Origin of the sequence: Leptothoe kymatousa TAU-MAC 1615 (genome assembly GCF_018739865.1) — a bacterium.
Classification (GTDB): Bacteria; Cyanobacteriota; Cyanobacteriia; order Phormidesmidales; family Phormidesmidaceae; genus Leptothoe; species Leptothoe kymatousa.
In genome coordinates this window covers 365533-384899 of record NZ_JADOER010000004.1, presented here as the reverse complement: position 1 = coordinate 384899, position 19367 = coordinate 365533, and the positions used below count along the sequence as shown (strand labels likewise).

Genomic DNA, 19367 nt, shown 5'->3' with positions numbered 1-19367 from the left:
CCTTAAACCATAGTCAACGGCAGGTCCTATCCCTGCCCTCACCTAACCATGATGCCTTGGGGCCAACTGTTACAACCTGATCTCGCCCTGGGGGGCTCGATCCTAGAGCTCACACCCGAGTTAATTACTCAACATCGACTCAAGGGCCTCATCCTCGACGTGGACGAAACGTTGGTGTCCTTCAAGCAAAGCCAGCCGGTAGAAGAGGTGCGGCAGTGGCTAAAACAGATGCAAGCCTTGGCGCTTCCCGTGGTACTGGTGAGCAATAACGTCAGCCATAATCGCATTAGTCGCATTGCTGACGATCTGGGGGTGGAGTCCTTTTACATTGCTGCAGGCAAGCCTTCTCGCCGAAAACTACGGGAAGCGGTCACGCTAATGCAGCTGCCCCATGAGGAAATCGCCATGGTGGGCGATCGTCTGTTTACCGATGTTCTCGGGGGCAATCGCCTGGGGTTATTTACGGTTTTAGTAGAACCCATGGTTGACCCCATCGCTCCCATGGCGGCTAATTCGCCCAAGGAATGTCTGCGCAATGCAGAAATTTGGATTTCAAAGCGGTTCGGTGTTGTGTTAGCCCATCGCGATCGCTAAATTTACTTCACCAGAAATCTAAAAAAAAGATTACGCCACATTTACTACCATAGTTTTCTTGCGACCATAGTTATATTCAATCGGATCGCCTTTCTATAAAGATCCTGGTTATAAACGCGCGCGAATATTAAAGGTGGGGGCAGTCTTTGGCTGTACCCCTTCTTTATTTTTAGACAAAATTATGCGCCAATAGAACCCAGACTGGTTTGCTACGCCATTTAACGGCTCTGGCTAGGGTGAGCCCATCTGCTGTCCTTCTTCCATATCGACCGTGAGCGCTTCGTCATCTACCGCACCCCCAAGCCAAACGATTGTGGTCAAAATTGGCACATCTAGCCTGACTCGGGATGGCAACCAAACGGCCCTATCCGTCTTAGCGCGCCTGGTGGAAACCCTCAGTTCTCTGCAGAACCAAGGGCATCAAGTCATCTTGGTGTCGTCCGGCGCTGTCGGTGTGGGCTGTGCGCGCTTAGGCCTGACCGAGCGACCCAAGGCAATTGAGCAAAAGCAGGCTGTCGCCGCCGTCGGGCAAGGCCGCTTAATGCGCATCTACGATGATCTATTCACCGTTTTAGAACAACCCATTGCCCAGGTGTTACTGACCCGTAATGATCTGATGCAGCGCTCTCGTTACGTCAATAGCTACCGTACGTTTCAGCAGCTATTTAAACTTAACGTGATTCCCATCGTGAATGAGAATGACACGGTCGCTGTAGATGAGTTGAAATTTGGTGATAATGACACCCTTTCAGCCTTGGTGGCCAGTTTAGTCGGCGCCGACTGGCTCTTTTTACTCACCGATGTGGACCGTCTCTACTCGGCCGACCCTCGGGCCAACCCAGAAGCGGAACCGATTACCTGGGTGCAGCACCTGGGGGATCTAGATATTGATGTGGGCGATCGCGGTTCCGCTTGGGGTACCGGGGGCATGATCACAAAGCTTGAAGCCGCTCGCATTGCAACGAGTTCGGGCATTCGCATGGCCATCACCAATGGCCAGTCACCAGAAAATATTCTCAAAATTTTGGCGGGGGAACCCCTCGGCACCCAGTTTGCCCCACAGCCAAAACCGAATAATGCGCGCAAACGTTGGATTGCAAATGGTCTGGCCCCCAACGGCTGGCTGTATTTAGATCCCGGCGCCGTACGCGCCATCAGCCAAGATGGAAAGTCGTTGCTATCTGCTGGAATTACAGACATTAAGGGGCAGTTTCAGGCCCAGGATGCGGTGGTGCTATGCGATCGCAATGGCCAAGAACTGGCTCGCGGATTAGTGAACTACAACCACTATGAACTTCAGCAAATCCTTGGGCGACGTTCCAGTGAAATTTCGATGATCTTAGGATATGACGGTGCCGATACCGTTGTTCATCGAGATAACTTAGTGCTAAATCCTGATGTTGCTGGTCTAGCCATGAAACCTCTGGTGGGGGAAGAGTAGCCCCAATACCAAACGTTTCAATTCAACCTGCGACTTACTAAATCAACTGAAATACGGGCGTTCTAGCCTATTAATTACAGCTCTCAGCCATTGCTATAACGACTCAATATTACAATTTCTTTCTATGACTAACTCTAGCAACGCAGCTCCATCGATTTTAGTCACTGGTGGTGCCGGCTACATTGGCTCCCATGCCGTCTTAGCCTTAGAACAAGCTGGCTACCAAGTCGTCATTTTGGATAGTCTCGAATACGGACATCCTGACTTAGTTGAGCAGCATCTCAACGCCAAGCTGGTTAAAGGGAATACGGCGGATCGGGCACTGTTGGACCAACTGTTCCAAGACCATAATTTTGAAGCAGTCATGCACTTTGCGGCCTATATTGCCGTTGGAGAGTCCGTTACAGAACCGGCCAAGTATTACCAAAATAATGTCTATGGCACCCTCAATCTGTTGCAGGCCATGGAAGCCGCAGGGGTGAAGCGGTTTGTCTTTTCCTCCACCTGTGCCATCTACGGTCCCCCAAAAACCGTACCTATCCCCGAAGAGCACCCCAAAAACCCCATTAGCCCCTATGCCAGCAGCAAGCTAATGGTGGAAATGATGCTCAAGGATTTTCAAGCGGCCTATGGCTTGCAATCCGTATGTTTTCGCTACTTTAACGCCGCCGGTGCCGACCCCCAGGGACGCTTGGGTGAAGACCACAACCCCGAAACCCACCTGATTCCCCTAGTCCTGCAAACTGCCCTGGGCAAGCGGGACCATATTTCCATCTACGGCGATGACTATGACACCCGCGATGGCACCTGCATCCGGGACTATATCCACGTAGCCGACCTAGCCGATGCCCACGTCAAAGGTGTGCAGTACCTCATGGACGGGGGAGAAACCGCATTTATTAATTTGGGCAACGGCAACGGATTTACCGTCAAAGAGGTCATTGAAACGGCCCGTAAAGTCACCGGACATCCCATCCCAGCCGTAGAATGCGATCGCCGCCCAGGGGACCCCCCCAGCCTGATTGGCAGCAGCGACCATGCCCGCAAACGCCTTGGTTGGGTACCAAAATATGCAGATCTAGAAACCATCGTCAGCCATGCGTGGCAGTGGCACCAGCAGCGGCACGGCGAATAGGCAATCCTGACGCGCCCAATGTCCCAGGGCAGCCACCAGTGGCTCAGGCTACCCCACACCTATGGTTGTAGCCGATCAATCAGCACCGGTACTTTTCCGGAATGAATTGACACCTGGAGTACTGGTAGTAACCACAAGCAATCAGGTTTTCACCAGCCAGGCTGGTAGCAAATAATGCTGAGCTGACATGCTTTACCCCACAGGAGTCTTAAGGAAAAATAGACTAACTGGGAAAGGTAGCATAATGATGTTTGCCCCATGGCTAAGGATATCTCCGTATCCCTAGCAGCACATCAGTTCTTAGAAACAATCGGTGCGTGCACATCAGGATATGGAATCCATATCCGCACAAATCTCTAATTTCCTAAGGATTACGTGCACTAAAATGGGCAAATCATCCGTTGGGCCTTTGGCCTTGGAAGTTCTCTAATCAGCAGCAGACACACGCATGGCAGTTGCAACTACAATCGTAAATAAGTGGCTAGAAAGGCTTCAGACCGATTTGCCCGATCAAAGCCAAGATACCCATACAGCGATTGCACAATGGCTATGCGGTGAAGATACTGAACGGTTAGAGACGCTTTCCCATCGAGATTTATCCATTGCGACCCAAGCCATGGATTATCGCTACCGTATTTTTTATAAAACCTATTGGGGTCTAGCACCGGACCGGGCGTATCAAACCCTGATGCGCAAGTTGGGCGGACTGTTTTTGGTCCGTAGCAAAATCCGTACATGGATTGCCCTCAGTCGCGATCGCCAACGCCAGGTCAAGGATGTTTTACAAGAAATCATTCAAGAAATGCTGCAGAGCGATCGCCATCTGCAACAGCAAATGCGATGGATCGCCCAATGTACCAAGCGGCCTCAGCTCCGCAACATTCTAACCATGGCAACCATTGAGGAATATTGCCTACGGCCCATTCGCAACCAGCCCCTAATTGTTTATCGATTTGTCAACTATCTCCGCCGTTCCCAGCGGGGAGGGATGACCCAAGTGCCAGGGGCCCAGCTGATTCAGCTAATTTCCGAAGAAATTGGTACTGACGAAAGCGATAGCACCATCAGCTTATTTGACGTGCAAGCTGTCGGCACCTATGAAAAACAACAGGATTTTGAAGCCACTCAGCAGGCCCGACAGTCGGTAAAGGATAGCTTTGTGAGTTATCTCGAAGAAGCCCTAGGGGATACGGCAATCAAATGGCTAGAACTCCATCTCCAGGGCTATACCCAAGACAGTATCGCCAAGCAGCTCGAACTATCCATTAATCAGGTTTATCGCCTGCGGGAAAAAATTAGCTACCATGCGATTCGCATTTTTACCCTCAAGGAACAGCCAGAACTGGTTTTAAGTTGGCTAAAAACCACGTTAACGGATCACAACTTGGGGCTAACGCCGACTCAATGGGAAGCCTATTGGCAAAAATTGGAACCTTCTCAACAGCAGCTCTTGTCCGAACTTAAAGATGGTCAGGACATTGATGCGATCGCGCAAAAGCTAGGGTGCAAATCAAAACAAGTCATGGGTGAATGGGCTAAGCTTTATCTAGCTGCCCAGAATCTGCGAACCTAGCGATACCGGGCTCTTGAAGGTTGTCTTCGAGCAACAGGTTGATGCTCTACGGGCAGATTAAATACTCCCGCCTAAACTTCATCTTCGTTATTCCTCCCTAGGCAGCTGCCACCATGTCAACCTTCCCCGAAGACCATGCCCTCTCATCGTTAGCCCATGGATTAAAAAAAACAGCCTCCAAAGCCGACTTAGAGCAAATGTTTCTCCTCATAGAAAGCATTTTGCCCTTCGAAGCTTGCCTTTACTACCAGGTCTTGCCCCTATCCATTGAAGGCAGCAGCCTACACCTGGGAATGGTCAATACCGATGACACAAGTGCCGCCGATTATGTGCGGCGACAGGTTTCATACATTAATTGTTCAATCGTTTCCCAACCCATTTCCTCGGATTGGCATCGAGAGATTCTATCAAAATTTCTAAGCCACTCAGCAAAAACGCGCCAAGCGGCTCAACAACCCGAGCCACAGCACAATCCTTCTGCCCCATTTGTTGAGCAACCCACATTGGTCGTTGGTGCGCCTGCAGAAATTATCGAACGCGTACACAAGGAAACAGACGTAGCCCCACCCGCCCCAAAACCAGCCACGTCAGACGTCGATCATGCAGCACCACCAGCCCCCCCAACGCCATTACACATAGAAGTTCCACAGCCAGAAACAGCTAAAACGCAACCAGTAGCCAAGCCTGAGAACCTAGCTGACCTCAACAAATTAACGCCGAAAGAACTCACCCAAACCCTATTGAAGCGGTTAATTACCCAAGAAGGCATTGGCCGACTGTATCTAGAGCGTCGCCACGGTAATGTCCGCATCCTATGGAGTAAGGATGGTGTGGTCCAAGCCACATTAAATGATGTGCCCATACAGCTCTTCCAAGGCGTGATCAACGAACTCAAGCGGCTAATGAGCCTGGCACTGATTCCGGTAAGAAAGCCCAAACAAGTAGAAATCGAACGCATCCACAACCGCAAACGGATTTTGCTCAGGTTCCGCGTCATGCCCGGAGAAGAGGGGGAAGAAGCCACACTGCAGCTTTTGCGAGGAGCTGCCCTGAAGTTTTATCAACAGCAACAAATCGATAATATCGGTCGTGATGCCCTAGGCATTGCCCAGGACCTACAGCAGCGCATTGATGAACTGCGTACCCAAGCCCAGCGCAACCTGGATGCTCAAGACACCAAACAAAAAACGCTGCCAACAATTATGAATATGCTCAAGCAAATGGAGCAACAGCTCCATGAAATTATGGAACCATCGGATTGATAACAGATAAGCCAACCAACGCCCAGCCTACGATTCAGCGCTGGAATCTGGCTTTTGCTTACTACGCAACCCCTGTATCAACCTGCGGAAATTAACAGAAAATTCTTCAAAACCCAAGAGGCTACCCGCCGTATCTTCTTGCCAAGATGCGGATAGAACACCGTAACTTAGGCCCACAGTGCCAAGCCCAAAACCAGCGAGGGACACAAGCAAGACGACAACATTGGGCACTTCAACAATGTTGCGAATCAGCAAAATATACGCCACCACAAAAGAAGCCATCCCCAAGAATGTGGGAATTCCAGCAAACACGGCCATACGCCGCATCATACGACGACTGACTACCTCTGGAATACCCAGACTATTTTCCTGGGAACTCGCAGATGACTTCCTTTGGGACTTGCTCTGCTTACGGTCTGCCTCCGAAGGCTCCACCTTAGCCGTAGATGAAACTGCCTCATCTTCAGCACCTTGATCCCGCAGTCGTTTATTCGACTTCGGCTCAAACGGAAGCGACTCGCGCTTAGAATTAGACGCCATGACACCCGTGATATTAGACTGCGCAGACTAAAAATGTGAGCTGGATCGAGGCCTTAGCCGCGAATGCCTAACTTTTGAATCAGAGCACGATAGCGAGTGGAATCCTCTTTCACCAAATAAGCAAGGAGTCGCTTACGACGACCAATCATCCGGAGCAGACCACGGCGGGAAGAGTGATCCTTCTTATTGGATTGCAAATGCTTGCTCAAACGATTGATTTTTTCAGTGAGCATAGCCACCTGAACGTCCACAGAACCGGTGTCCGTCTCGTGCACCTGGTAATCGGAAATAATGGATTGCTTTTGTTCTTGCAGTAGCGCCATAGAGCTTATAAATTAGAGCCGATCGAAACAAATCTCGTTAAATATGCGACGCGCAAACTCAACGCAGGATTTTGTATTTTACTACAGTAATGCCGAGCTAAGGACCGTAAATTCAAAACTTACTCTTTAAGTATTTTGGATTGGTTCGACCTTTGTAGATCCCACCCCCATTAATAACACTTAGGCAATAGACGTCACCGGCACATATGCCTCGCCGTGGGTTGTCCTCTCCATATTAAGCATGGGTCCAGTCATCTCTATCCGGGGAATGGCCGATTGCGTTTGACTAATTTTAGCCGACCATTAAACGACGACCATCGACGGCTCAAAAAAGAGCAGACTGAAGTTTCCGTAAACCTTTATAGCACTTGGATCAATTACTCCTGAGGTGAACAACCCAGTTAGGTATAGTCATTTTGGGAAAACTCTTTAAATAAGTTCAAATAAACTCCTTATTCATAAATTCCTTGAAACTTTGTCTACTTCACGCTGGTTTTAAGTTTTCAAGTCAGTACTTTTACTTAGTTTGTTTCGTTTATCCATGTCTCACCTGCGGTTCGCTCCTTCCCGTGCATTGGCGATTTTACTCGGAGGAATATTCCTGGCTAATCCTAGCTTTGCTAGTTCCTCTCCTTTAGTAGACTCTACGACTGATACATCTGTTGATACGATCAATCGTGCTTCAAACTTGGACAATGCACAGCTGGCATTGAGTGAGGCAGATCCCGCGAATGATGTAGAACCGCCTGGATTAGATATTCGGCCCGGGGATATGCCCATTAGCCCGTATTTAGAGCGCGCTATGTGGGAGGAGTTGAGCAATCTTATGGGGCGATTTGAAGGCGCTTTGCTCCATGGTTATGCCAGTACGCAGCCAGCAGAGTTACCCGCCACATCTGTAACTAGGGAAGGAAGTCTCAGCGCTAGTTTAGGGGGCGCTAGCCTACCAACACCGTTGAACCACCCCGCATTGGAAACGGCACAAAGCACATTAAATGACTGGTCTGATTTAATTGCGCGCAAGGATTATGACACGGCTAGACAGCGGTGGTTAACAGCCCGGCAAGCGCTTTGGAATGCCTTTCCTGTGCAGCAATCCTTAGCCCAAGCAGAAGTACGGGCAATGTGGTTGGACCGTGGCACAATTGTGCGCTCAGGCTCGGAAACCGGTCTGGCAGAAGTTTTTGACCGATTGGCCGCCGCAGGGATTAATACGGTCTTTTTTGAAACGATTAACGCTGGCTATCCCATCTATCCCAGTCGCATCGCCCCCCAACAAAATCCCCTGACCCGCCACTGGGATCCGTTAGAATCCGCCATTAAATTGGGTAAGGAGCGAGGCATTGAAGTCCATGCTTGGGTGTGGTTGTTTGCGGCGGGCAATCGCCGACACAACTCGCTGTTAAATCTACCGGCAAACTATCCAGGGCCTTTACTCAATGCAAATCCTGGGTGGGCGGCCTACGATCGCCAAGGGCGAAACATCCCCGTGGGTCAAGATAAACCATTTCTCGATCCCGCCAATCGTCATGTGCGTGGCTATTTGATGCGCATGCTTCAAGAGCTCACCAATAATTATGATGTGGATGGCATCCATTTTGATTATGTCCGTTATCCCTTCCAAGATCCGGGGGCCGATCGTACCTACGGATATGGGACGGCAGCCCGTTTACAGTTTCGCGATTTAACTGGAGTTGATCCGGCCATCCTATCTCCCCGCCGTAACCCTCGGTTGTCGCAGCGGGAGCAGCGGCGGCGTCAACAGCTCTGGGAACGCTGGACTGAGTTTCGAGTGGAGCAGGTCAGTTCGTTTGTTGCTGAAGCATCCCAGATGTTGCGGCAGCGCCGCCCCGATATGATTATTTCAGCGGCGGTGTTTGCGAAACCCACCCATGAACGCATCCAAAAGATTCAGCAAGACTGGGAAACGTGGGCTAAACAGGGAGATGTGGATTGGATTGTACTCATGAGCTATGCCATGGATACCAACCGTTTTGAGGAGCTCATTCATCCTTGGGTATTGGAACGTAGCCATGGTTCTACATTAATTATTCCAGGGATTCGCTTGCTGAATTTACCGGACATGGCCGCCCTGGATCAGATTCAAACGCTGCGAGATCTGCCGGTAAGTGGGTATGCCCTATTTGCGGCAGATAACCTGGAACAGAGCATTCAACAGTTACTGAACAATACCCAGGGCACGGAGGAGACCACTCCCCATTCTGTACCGCAGCAACAGCCTTTTACGACGGCGGCAGAACGATATCAGGCATTACAGCGTGAGTGGAGTTGGCTATTGAACAATGGCCAAATACTGATGCAAGACCAAGCCGTTGCTCAATGGGTTAGTGATGTTAATGTTTTGGGCGAACAGCTCGAGGCGTTAGCGAACAATCCATCCCATCGAAAATTAGAGGTGGTGCGATCGCAATTAAACCAACTCGATCGAACTATTTCCTCAGATTTAACAATCCAATCGCAGCAAAACCGTTATCGCCTACAAACCTGGCAAAATCGGCTCACGACCATCGAACATTTATTAGCCTACGGTGAAAAGCGATTTATCCCTTAACCTTATAACCCTGCTCAAGAAGATTAGCCAGCACTAGGCTCCATGGTAAGGCGTCTGCATGAAAATAATCTATCTCTTTGAGACATGTTCGAGGTGTGCTGTCCCCCTTACGTTGGCGAAGCCTGCCCTTCGGGCTTAGGGGGACTTACAGGGGGTTATCGACAGTTAGCGCTATCGGTCCAGACCCCTCCGCCTACGGCACCTCCCCTTCGTAAGGGGAGGTGGTCCTACGACATATTCTGTGATTAGGATTTTATTTATGTGCATTTCCCTAAGGGAGTACCAAATAAACTTGATGACATTCTGTGTACAGTTGGGCACTCTGGAGAAGTAATATTTTCATACTTACCCATCACCACTGCCCCCCATGTCCGAGCCTGTCCCGGAACTTGTCATCGAAGCCGGTCGCACCGAGGCTCAATACTGGCGAGATCTTTGGCGCTATCGAGAGCTATTTTACTTTCTAGCCTGGCGTGACATTCTTGTACGCTACAAACAAACTGCCATCGGCATCGCCTGGGCATTACTGCGACCATTTTTAACCATGGTTGTCTTTAGCATCGTCTTTGGACGATTAGCAAATCTCCCCTCAGAGGGCGATGCGCCGTATCCAATTTTAGTTTTTGCTGCCATGTTACCTTGGCAGTTTTTTGCCAGCGCCCTATCGGAATGCAGCAACAGCCTAATTGTTAACTCAAACCTACTTTCAAAAGTTTACTTTCCGCGACTGGTTGTACCCACCAGTGCGGTCATTGTCAGTTTTGTAGACTTCTTGATTTCAGGCATCATTCTACTCGGTCTGATGGCCTGGTTTAATGCCGTACCCACCTGGCGTATTTTAACCCTGCCATTATTTATTGCTATTGCCTTTGCCGCATCCATGGGAGTTGGTCTCTGGCTAGCCGCACTCAATGTGCAATATCGAGACTTCCGCTATATTGTCCCGTTTATCGTCCAGTTTGGCCTCTACATTTCACCCGTTGGGTTTAGCAGCACCATCGTTCCAGAAAATTGGAGACTGCTCTATTCTCTCAACCCGATGGTTGGAGTAATTGATGGATTTCGCTGGGCCATTATCGGCGGTGATACACAACTATTTTGGTCAGGCTTTATACTCTCACTACTATTGGTGACCGGACTACTTATATCAGGCATATTATATTTTAGGCGTATGGAAAGAACCTTTGCCGATATTATTTAGTATCTGCAAAACGAGTAATTTCTTTCCATCATTTCACCAAAGATATGCCTCATAAATAGGTGGATGACAGCTCATTTTGCAAGCAAATGTTGATACGAATAAAAACATCAAAAACCTTCCATAACAGACCTTTTAAATAAGTAAGTCACTACCATTTTAGAAATTTCATTTATTTCCAAAATTTATTGATTTCAAATATCCTGACCACTCAAGGTCCACAAGCCAAAGTTGATTGTATCAACCAGTATTCTTAAAATTACTGCATCAGTATATATAGAAGTTCTACATTTTCATTTATCCAAAACTCACAATAATTTATTAAAGTATGAAAAGTTGATAAATTATTATGGGCATCCTAATCTTTCGTATGGTTGTCTTTACTCGTATACATTTTTTGCTGTCATGACTGACACGATAATCCAAGTAGAAAATTTGAGTAAAAAGTATGTCATCGGACATCAGCAACATGGAGGTTATCGCTACAAAGCCTTACGAGATGTCATAGCAGACGGGATAAAGAAAGCTAGTAAAAAGTTTATACAGCCTGGACAATCACTTTCCTTACCTAACAAAGAAGACTTTTGGGCATTAAAAAATATTTCATTTGAAATCAAACGAGGAGAAGTTGTTGGAATTATCGGACGAAATGGAGCAGGAAAGTCTACCCTGCTAAAGGTTTTAAGCCGTATTACAGAACCGACGACTGGCAAAATTCGTTTAAACGGCAGAGTTGCCAGTCTATTAGAAGTAGGCACTGGTTTTCATCCGGAATTAACCGGTCGTGAAAATATTTTTCTAAATGGAGCAATTTTAGGAATGAGTCGTTCTGAAATCAATCGAAAATTCGATGAGATCGTTGATTTTTCAGAAGTTGCTAAATTTTTAGATACCCCCGTTAAACGATACTCCTCTGGCATGTATGTTCGGCTAGCTTTTGCAGTTGCCGCCCATCTAGAACCAGAAATCCTCGTTGTTGATGAAGTTTTAGCGGTAGGAGATATAGCCTTTCAAAAAAAATGTCTTGGCAAAATGGAAACTGTCTCTGGAGAAGGCAGAACAATTTTATTTGTCAGTCATAATATGCAAGCCATTAGAAATCTTTGTACACGTGGAATTTTACTTGATAAAGGCGAAATAATTGCTGATGAATCAATAGAAGCATCGTTAAATACCTATCATCAAAGTCTTCGAAACTTACAATTTAATGTCTCTACAGGAGTCAAGAATTCTTCTTCTAGAAGAGGGGAAGGCCAAGTACGTTTTACTGAAATAACTCTTTTAGACAATAACAATAATGAGACCTTTCATTTTCCCATGGGAGATAAAATCCGATTTAAACTCTCCTATCAGGTGTTTTCTGAGGTCAAAGAACTTGGCTTACTCATCCGCTTACGGTCAGGAACAACAGGTGAACCGATAACCTCAGACTTCCACCATTTATCCTCGAAAGAATCAGCAAATTACGGCAAAGAAACCATTGTTATCGAATGGACAAATAACAATCTTTTACCAGGAGAGTATCTTTTATACTTTTGGCTCGGAAACTCTACAACTCAGGCATATGATGTGGTTGACGACCTGACACATCCACTAGTAGTCAATGCAAATATAGACACTTCATCCAAAAATCTTCATCCATCTAGTCTATTGGGTTTTTTCTCAATGGAATCACATTTGCTCTCAGACCAAACACTGTCCAATTAAATTAGTGAAAGTTTATGATCATCAGTGAAAATGCCTCTATCTTAGTGACTGGAGGCACTGGCTCTTTTGGTAAAGAGTTCATCAAAAGAATTTTAGACACGTTCCCAAATATTAGAAGGCTAGTTATTTATTCTCGGGATGAACTAAAACAATTTGAAATGTCTCAGATATTCTCCCCCAGACAATATCCAGGATTACGCTATTTCATTGGAGATGTCCGCGATCCTAAAAGACTAACTCGGGCACTCGAACAGATTGATATTGTTGTACATGCTGCAGCCTTAAAACAAGTTCCTACAGCTGAATACAATCCTATGGAATTTGTCAAAACTAATGTTTTAGGTGCTGAAAATGTTATCCAGGCGGCATTAGACACACAAGTAAAAAAAGTAGTGGCTTTATCTACTGACAAAGCTGCAGCTCCAATCAACCTTTACGGTGCTACCAAGCTTTGCTCAGATAAACTTTTTATCGCAGCCAACAATATTAAAGGCCACCGAGAGATTAACTTTAGCGTCGTACGCTATGGCAATGTTATGGGTTCAAGAGGCTCGGTCATTCCTTTTTTCTTAAGTAAGCGTCAACAAGGGTTCATTCCCATTACCGATAGAGAAATGACCCGCTTCAATATCTCCTTAAGGGAAGGTGTAGAGATGGTTTTTTGGGCTATTGAAAAATCGATAGGAGGCGAAATTTTAGTTCCTAAAATACCTTCTTACCGAATTACTGATGTTGCGAAAGCTATTGCTCCCAATTGTGAACATAAAGTTATAGGCATTCGTCCTGGAGAAAAAATCCATGAAGAGATGATTACTAGTTCCGACTCTTACACAACAGTAGACCTAGGTAATTATTATGCGATTTTACCAAACCAAGCTAGCTATAGTATTGAGCAATATTGTGAAATCATGAGTGCAAATCCTGTAGAGCCAGGATTTAGCTATAACTCTGGGCAGAATCATGAATTTCTTACCGTGAAAGAACTCAGAGAATTGACAAAAGCTTATGTTGATCCAAACTTTACCGTTTAGAGATATGGATAACTATATTCCTTACGGAAAACAAAGCATTACGCAGCAAGATATCAATTCTGTAATCGAAGTTCTTAAATCAGACTGGTTAACTCAAGGCCCGATAGTAAGTAAATTCGAACAAGCGATTGCAGCATACTGTGGCGTCAAGTATGCAGTTGCAGTATCTAGTGCAACCGCTGCATTACATATTGCATGCATAGCTGCTGACTTACAACATGGAGACCGATTATGGACTTCTCCTAATACGTTTGTAGCCTCGGCTAATTGTGGCCGCTATTGCGGCGCGACCATCGATTTTGTTGATATCGACCCAAGAACTTATAACCTGAGTATAAAGTCTCTCAAAGAAAAGTTAGAACAAGCAGAAAAATCTGGACAACTACCTAAAATTTTAATTCCAGTACACTTTGCAGGGCAATCATGTGAGATGGAAGAGATAGGAAAACTATCTCAAAAGTATGGTTTCCAAATCATTGAAGATGCCTCCCATGCAATTGGAGGAGAGTATAAAGATCAATCTATTGGCAATTGTTCCTTCTCAGAAATGGTAGTCTTTAGCTTTCATCCAGTCAAGATAATCACTACAGGTGAAGGTGGAATAGTAGTAACAAATCGATGGGATTTATATGAGAAATTAAAACGATTACGTAGTCATGGTGTAACCAAAGATCCAGATTTATTTCAAAATAAGTCCCATGGACCTTGGTATTATCAACAGCTCGAGTTAGGTTACAACTATCGTATAACCGATATTCAGTCTGCCCTAGGTCTTAGTCAACTACAGCGGCTCGATAATTTTGTAAAGCAACGACGTTGGCTAGCTAATCGATACAATCATCTTTTAAAGAAGCTACCGTTAACGCGACCTTGGCAGAACAAGGCGACAAACTCTAGTTGGCATCTGTATGTAGTTAGGTTACAACTCAAGAAAATAACTAAAACGTACCAACAAATATTTGAAGCACTTCGACAAACAAACATTGGAGTCCAAAAGCACTATATACCAGTCCATACCCAACCTTACTATCAACATTTAGGGTTCAGGTGGGGGCAGTTTCCTGAGGCAGAAAAATATTACCAAGAGGCAATCAGTTTACCTCTATATTACGGATTAACGGAAACTGCCCAGGATAAAGTCATTCACACCTTATCTAGAATTTTGGAATAATGAATTAAAGGGTTCTCTTGCCATGAAAGTAGCAGTCATTCCAGCGCGAGGCGGTAGTAAACGAATTCCTCGTAAAAACATCAAAATCTTTTATGGACAACCAATGATTGCCTGGTCTATCCAAGCGGCACAAAAGTCGCTTTTATTTGATCGAATAATTGTTTCCACAGAAGACTGTGAAATTGCTGCAATTGCTAAACAGCTAGGAGCAGAAGTCCCGTTTACTCGCCCAGAGCAAATTTCTGATGATCACACTGGAACCACCGAAGTGATTGCCCATGCTACACAATGGATGATCAACGCAGGTTGGCCAGTGACAGCAGTATGCTGTATTTATGCAACTGCCCCGTTTATCCAAATAAAGGACATCAAACAAGGGCTTAATTTTCTAGAATCAGGAAACTGGGAATATGTCTTCTCAGCTACAGAATTTTCTACGCCCATCTTCCGTTCATTCGAACAAACTTCGAGAGGTGAGCTTCAGATGTTTTTCCCAGACTATTTCTTAGTTCGTTCACAGGATATGCCTAGGGCATTACATGATGCCGGACAGTTTTATTGGGGACGACCTTCGGCATGGTTAAACAATAAGCGTATTTTTGCGCAACATTCAACATGTGTTGTCATTCCAACATGGCGAGTTCATGACATTGATACTGAAGACGATTGGAAAAGAGCAGAAATAATTTCAAAAACTATTATGAATCATGACTTCAAGCAGAAATAAAGGACTCCAATAGAGAATTTTCTAGCCGAATAGGACGGTTTTTAAGCGCGTATTTTGACAGTAAGATGCATGTACTGATTCGAGTTGATGCTTCCTCTAAAATTGGAACTGGGCATGTAATGCGTTGTATAGCATTAGCCCAAATTCTCATAGAGTATGAGCAGTCGGTGACATTTTTAATGTCACCGACTGCGTCAGTCTTAGAATCACGATTAAACGCTGAAAATCTAGACTTTGAATATCTAAGTCAAACATCTAATAGCCAGGAAGATGCTGAAAAAACGATTGGTAAAGCCCAAGAATTAGCAACAACATGGATAGTGATAGATGGCTACCATTTTGATGCAGAGTATCAATACAGCATACAGACTAGCGGATTTAAACTCCTATTAATAGATGACTATGGACAGACCAATTATTATTGGGCTGATATAGTACTAAATCAAAATATATATGCCCATGAAAGTTTATATATCAATCGAAAACAGAAGACACACCTATTATTAGGTAGTTCCTATGTTCTCTTAAGAAAGGAATTTAGATCTTGGCAACACTGGCAACGTAAAACACCTAAAATAGCGCGCAAAATACTAGTAACACTAGGAGGATCTGATCCCAATAACGTGACTCTTAAGGTGATTCAATCGCTGACAAAGCTTCAAGTTAATACATTAGAAGTCATAGTTGTTGTAGGCGGCAGTAATCCTCATTATCAACAGATTGCTAAATTTGTTAAAGGTTCTAATTTAGCAATCTCCCTGCGTCACAATGTGAGAAATATGCCGGAACTCATGGCTTGGGCCGATTTAGCAGTGACAGCTGGTGGTAGCACGTGCTGGGAACTAATTTTCATGGGGTTACCTAGCATAGTGATAGTCCTGGCCCAAAATCAATGTGCGATCGCGGAACAACTAGACTCGAGGCAAACTGCAATTAATTTAGGATGGGATAGAGAGCTGTCGTTATCCAATTTAGAATCAAAAATTGATGAATTAGTGCATAATCCAGAGTTAAGACGAGAATTAGGCAATAATACTCGCAATCTAATAGATGGAGAGGGTGTTTATCGCACCTTAATGCATTTACAGAATCAAAGATTACGTCTAAGAAATATACAAAAAAAAGACTGCTCATTGATATGGCAATGGGCAAATGATCCAGACGTAAGAAACTCCTCTTTCTCATCAAAAATAATTCCATGGGAAGAACATGTCCAATGGTTTAATAGCAAACAACAGGCTATAACCTGTGTGTTTTATATAGCTTTAGATAAGCACGATGTTCCTATAGGATCAATTCGATTTGACATAAGTAATAATAACGCCGTTATTTCATTATCTATTCAGAAAGAAAAACGTAATCAAGGATATGGAACGGAACTGATCAAGTTAGGTACTTCTCAATTCTGGAAAAATCATTCCAAAATAAATCTGGTCACTGCCTATATTCAGATAAACAACCAAGCGTCACTTAAGGCATTCATCAAAGCAGGTTTTCAGGAAACTGAAACAACACATTATAAGAACAAGCTGGCTATTCAACTTACTAAACAGTATTCACAATGAAAGAGATTCAAATTGCGACACAACTAATTGGAGCCAAACACAAGCCCTTTATAATAGCAGAAATGTCTGGCAATCATAATCAGTCTTTGGAACGCGCCTTAGATATTGTTGATGCTGCCGCTGCTGCCGGTGTTAACGGTCTTAAGATTCAGACCTATACGGCCGATACAATGACACTCAATATAAATACAAATGAGTTTCTAATTAATGACACCACTAGTCTGTGGCACGGCCAATCGCTTTATAAGTTATACGAAAAAGCACACACCCCATGGGAGTGGCATAAACCCATCTTTGATAGATGCAAACAATTAGGCATTATTGGCTTTAGTTCTCCTTTTGATATTACAGCAGTTGATTTCCTGGAGTCATTAGATGTGCCATGCTACAAAGTTGCATCTTTTGAAAATACTGATTTACCTTTAATTCGAAAAATAGCTAGCACAGGCAAGCCTATGATTATCTCTACAGGCATGGCCACGGTTGCTGAACTTGATGAAACAGTTCAAGTTGCACACAACGCCGGGTGTGAGCAACTTATTTTACTTAAATGTACTAGCACTTATCCCGCTACTCCAAACAACACTAATATTTTGACAATCCCTCATATGCGTGATCTATTCAACCTTCAAGTGGGGTTGTCGGATCACACGCTCGGTTTAGGTGTCAGCGTTGCCAGCATTGCCCTGGGAGCGTCTTTGATTGAGAAACATTTTACGCTTAGCCGTAGTCATGGTGGCGTAGATTCCGCCTTCTCGATGGAACCATCTGAAATGAAAGCCCTAGTTTTAGAAACGCAAAGAGCTTGGCAAGCCCTAGGAACAATATATTATGGCCCCACAGACTCTGAGCAGAAATCTCTCAAATTTCGTCGAAGCCTATATGCCATCGATGATATCGCAGAAGGAGAAGTATTTAGTGTTAGTAACATCAGAGCAATTAGACCTGGTTATGGATTACCAACAAAATATATTGACAAAATCATCGGCAAACAAGCAAAAACAACAATTCAAAAAGGTACCGCTTTAACTTGGGATTTACTTTAGCACTAGAGATAATCGACATCAACACAACAACATGGACATTTTAGTTATCGAGTCTTTTTCCTGGAATCCTCATATAGAAACTGCTGGTGAAATTGCTATTAAAGAATCAATTTCAGGCTTTAAAACTGGTTTTTGCTTCATCGATATTGACAATCCTGATGATTGTCGATTCAATCATGGAAATTGGTATAAAAGATTTTTTTTCATCAAAAAGCAGCAAAGAATTCACCAGTTGAAAAATATCCTTAAACGTTTTGGAGTAGATATCATCCCAAGTCCTGTTTTACCTAAAAGCATCGACTTAGCAATAGAACATTTCTCTACAAGTTTCCCTCATACGCTAGAAGAGCTAAGAGAATACAAATACAACAATGCTGAATTAGGGCTAGCAACAACTTCCTCATTAATCACTAAAACAGGAGCATTAGATCCTGTTTTAGCTGAACATCTAGCACTCACACAAAAATATTTACAGTCATCAGCAACTGTTTATGAAAAAAGCCTGCTTTTATTATCTACGTATAAACCCAATAAAATAATCTCTTTCAACGGTCGCTTTGCTTGTGCCAAGGCAATTTTTGAAGCTGCAAAGCAGCTCAACGTTGCAATTGAATATCATGAACGTGGCGCGACCTATGATCGATATGAGATCTTCAAAAAACAACCTCATGATTTTCAGTACATACGCCAACAGATTAAAGAATATTGGCATCTAAATGATAAGAACAAGAAAAAAGTAGCTCACAGTTTTTATAAACGTCGACGTCAAGGCGATGGCATTGGCTGGAAAAGTTTTACAGAACAACAAGAACAGGGCTTAACACCTACATCAGCAGGAAAATATCGTCGGGCAATATACTATTCATCAAGCGATGATGAATTTGCAGCTGTTGGTGACCTGGTTAAAAGTCCACTATTCCCAACTCAACGGGACGCTATTCATTTTTTAATGACATGGGTGGCCAAACAAGATGACTATCGTCTTACGATTAGGGTTCACCCTCATCTTGAGAAAAAAAATGTTCGAGATCGCAAGTGGTGGAATTCCCTACAAGGAGAAAACGTTAGCGTTATTAGCTCCAATTCAAAGGTCGACTCGTATGCATTAATGACAACTGCGGATGTTGTTTTAGCTTACAATTCAACAATTGGGGTTGAATCAACTTATTGGGGAAAACCTTCTATACTCTTAGGAGATAGCTTATATTCTGGATTGGATTGCGTCTATGAGCCAAAGTCTCGCCATGAACTCACTACATTATTGGAGAAAAATAAACTTACCCCACTCCCCAAAAGAAACTGTTTACCCTACGGTTATTATTTTTTACGCCGAGGAATAAAATTCCAGTACTATAGTCCAAGTGATTTATTTTCCGGTACTTTTTTAAATCAATATCTAGGGCCAGAGCCTGGATATTATAGACTGCTCAAGACGATAAAAAAACTGCTCTTAAACAAAACCCAAAAAATAATTTGAGAAAC

16 protein-coding genes are annotated in these 19367 nt (G+C 44.5%); 14 read left to right on the top strand and 2 right to left on the bottom strand.

Annotation, left to right across the window (positions count from 1 at the left end; translation table 11 throughout):
• Positions 1-51: 51 nt before the first annotated feature.
• From IXB28_RS04115 to IXB28_RS04095, 5 genes are all read left to right on the top strand, one after another.
• The gene (locus IXB28_RS04115; RefSeq protein ID WP_407659172.1) at positions 52-594 is read left to right on the top strand and encodes a YqeG family HAD IIIA-type phosphatase; all 543 of its coding nucleotides are present in this window, start codon (positions 52-54) and stop codon (positions 592-594) included.
• 271 nt (positions 595-865) lie between these two features.
• Positions 866-2035 carry a glutamate 5-kinase gene (gene proB, locus IXB28_RS04110; protein WP_326520942.1) on the top strand — a complete coding sequence of 390 codons (1170 nt, stop codon included), beginning with the start codon at positions 866-868 and terminating at the stop codon, positions 2033-2035.
• Positions 2036-2159: 124 nt separating this feature from the next.
• The gene (galE, locus tag IXB28_RS04105; protein WP_215617271.1) at positions 2160-3170 is read left to right on the top strand and encodes a UDP-glucose 4-epimerase GalE; all 1011 of its coding nucleotides are present in this window, start codon (positions 2160-2162) and stop codon (positions 3168-3170) included.
• Positions 3171-3618: 448 nt separating this feature from the next.
• Positions 3619-4743 (top strand): HetZ-related protein 2, encoded by a 1125-nt coding sequence (locus tag IXB28_RS04100; RefSeq protein ID WP_215617270.1) that lies wholly within the window; start codon positions 3619-3621, stop codon positions 4741-4743.
• A gap of 113 nt (positions 4744-4856) precedes the next feature.
• Positions 4857-6005: a GspE/PulE/PilB domain-containing protein gene (locus IXB28_RS04095; protein ID WP_215617269.1), complete on the top strand. Its 1149-nt coding sequence runs from the start codon at positions 4857-4859 to the stop codon at positions 6003-6005.
• Between the two features lie 27 nt (positions 6006-6032).
• Here IXB28_RS04095 and IXB28_RS04090 read toward each other — a convergent pair whose 3' ends face one another.
• Together IXB28_RS04090 and rpsO are read right to left on the bottom strand one after the other, a co-directional pair.
• Positions 6033-6545 carry a PAM68 family protein gene (locus tag IXB28_RS04090; protein ID WP_215617268.1) on the bottom strand — a complete coding sequence of 171 codons (513 nt, stop codon included), beginning with the start codon at positions 6543-6545 and terminating at the stop codon, positions 6033-6035.
• Positions 6546-6598: 53 nt separating this feature from the next.
• Positions 6599-6868, bottom strand: coding sequence for a 30S ribosomal protein S15 (rpsO, locus tag IXB28_RS04085; RefSeq protein WP_215617267.1), 270 nt, complete (start codon positions 6866-6868; stop codon positions 6599-6601).
• 541 nt (positions 6869-7409) lie between these two features.
• Between rpsO and IXB28_RS04080 the strand changes: the two genes are divergently transcribed.
• From IXB28_RS04080 to IXB28_RS04040, 9 genes are all read left to right on the top strand, one after another.
• Positions 7410-9440, top strand: a complete 2031-nt coding sequence (locus IXB28_RS04080; protein ID WP_215617266.1) for a glycoside hydrolase family 10 protein — start codon at positions 7410-7412, stop codon at positions 9438-9440.
• A gap of 367 nt (positions 9441-9807) precedes the next feature.
• On the top strand, positions 9808-10641 hold the full coding sequence (locus IXB28_RS04075) for an ABC transporter permease (RefSeq protein WP_215617265.1): 834 nt from the start codon (positions 9808-9810) through the stop codon (positions 10639-10641).
• Between the two features lie 402 nt (positions 10642-11043).
• Entirely contained in the window at positions 11044-12345 is a 1302-nt protein-coding gene (locus IXB28_RS04070) for an ABC transporter ATP-binding protein (protein WP_216862953.1), read from the top strand.
• 14 nt (positions 12346-12359) lie between these two features.
• The gene (pseB, locus tag IXB28_RS04065; RefSeq protein ID WP_215617264.1) at positions 12360-13376 is read left to right on the top strand and encodes a UDP-N-acetylglucosamine 4,6-dehydratase (inverting); all 1017 of its coding nucleotides are present in this window, start codon (positions 12360-12362) and stop codon (positions 13374-13376) included.
• Positions 13377-13380: 4 nt separating this feature from the next.
• Positions 13381-14547, top strand: coding sequence for a UDP-4-amino-4,6-dideoxy-N-acetyl-beta-L-altrosamine transaminase (gene pseC / locus IXB28_RS04060; RefSeq protein ID WP_215617263.1), 1167 nt, complete (start codon positions 13381-13383; stop codon positions 14545-14547).
• Between the two features lie 22 nt (positions 14548-14569).
• Positions 14570-15274 (top strand): pseudaminic acid cytidylyltransferase, encoded by a 705-nt coding sequence (pseF, locus tag IXB28_RS04055; RefSeq protein ID WP_215617262.1) that lies wholly within the window; start codon positions 14570-14572, stop codon positions 15272-15274.
• A gap of 65 nt (positions 15275-15339) precedes the next feature.
• On the top strand, positions 15340-16839 hold the full coding sequence (gene pseG, locus IXB28_RS04050; protein ID WP_215617261.1) for a UDP-2,4-diacetamido-2,4,6-trideoxy-beta-L-altropyranose hydrolase: 1500 nt from the start codon (positions 15340-15342) through the stop codon (positions 16837-16839).
• A complete protein-coding gene (pseI, locus tag IXB28_RS04045; protein WP_215617260.1) occupies positions 16836-17885 on the top strand; it encodes a pseudaminic acid synthase in 1050 nt (349 codons plus the stop codon). The genes pseG and pseI overlap by 4 nt, the downstream gene beginning before the upstream one ends.
• A gap of 31 nt (positions 17886-17916) precedes the next feature.
• Complete coding sequence (locus tag IXB28_RS04040) at positions 17917-19362, top strand: hypothetical protein (RefSeq protein WP_215617259.1); 1446 nt, start codon at positions 17917-17919, stop codon at positions 19360-19362.
• The last annotated feature ends 5 nt before the right edge of the window (positions 19363-19367 follow it).

Bases quoted from the DNA above. Each gene is read 5' to 3' on its own strand.
- pseF (WP_215617262.1), top strand. From the start codon at position 14,570: ATGAAAGTAGCAGTCATTCCAGCGCGAGGCGGTAGTAAACGAATTCCT.
- IXB28_RS04040 (WP_215617259.1), top strand. From the start codon at position 17,917: ATGGACATTTTAGTTATCGAGTCTTTTTCCTGGAATCCTCATATAGAA.
- IXB28_RS04095 (WP_215617269.1), top strand. From the start codon at position 4,857: ATGTCAACCTTCCCCGAAGACCATGCCCTCTCATCGTTAGCCCATGGA.
- rpsO (WP_215617267.1), bottom strand. From the start codon at position 6,868: ATGGCGCTACTGCAAGAACAAAAGCAATCCATTATTTCCGATTACCAG.
- pseI (WP_215617260.1), top strand. From the start codon at position 16,836: ATGAAAGAGATTCAAATTGCGACACAACTAATTGGAGCCAAACACAAG.
- IXB28_RS04080 (WP_215617266.1), top strand. From the start codon at position 7,410: ATGTCTCACCTGCGGTTCGCTCCTTCCCGTGCATTGGCGATTTTACTC.
- IXB28_RS04075 (WP_215617265.1), top strand. From the start codon at position 9,808: ATGTCCGAGCCTGTCCCGGAACTTGTCATCGAAGCCGGTCGCACCGAG.
- IXB28_RS04070 (WP_216862953.1), top strand. From the start codon at position 11,044: ATGACTGACACGATAATCCAAGTAGAAAATTTGAGTAAAAAGTATGTC.
- IXB28_RS04090 (WP_215617268.1), bottom strand. From the start codon at position 6,545: ATGGCGTCTAATTCTAAGCGCGAGTCGCTTCCGTTTGAGCCGAAGTCG.
- pseC (WP_215617263.1), top strand. From the start codon at position 13,381: ATGGATAACTATATTCCTTACGGAAAACAAAGCATTACGCAGCAAGAT.
- IXB28_RS04115 (WP_407659172.1), top strand. From the start codon at position 52: ATGCCTTGGGGCCAACTGTTACAACCTGATCTCGCCCTGGGGGGCTCG.
- pseB (WP_215617264.1), top strand. From the start codon at position 12,360: ATGATCATCAGTGAAAATGCCTCTATCTTAGTGACTGGAGGCACTGGC.
- pseG (WP_215617261.1), top strand. From the start codon at position 15,340: ATGCATGTACTGATTCGAGTTGATGCTTCCTCTAAAATTGGAACTGGG.
- galE (WP_215617271.1), top strand. From the start codon at position 2,160: ATGACTAACTCTAGCAACGCAGCTCCATCGATTTTAGTCACTGGTGGT.
- IXB28_RS04100 (WP_215617270.1), top strand. From the start codon at position 3,619: ATGGCAGTTGCAACTACAATCGTAAATAAGTGGCTAGAAAGGCTTCAG.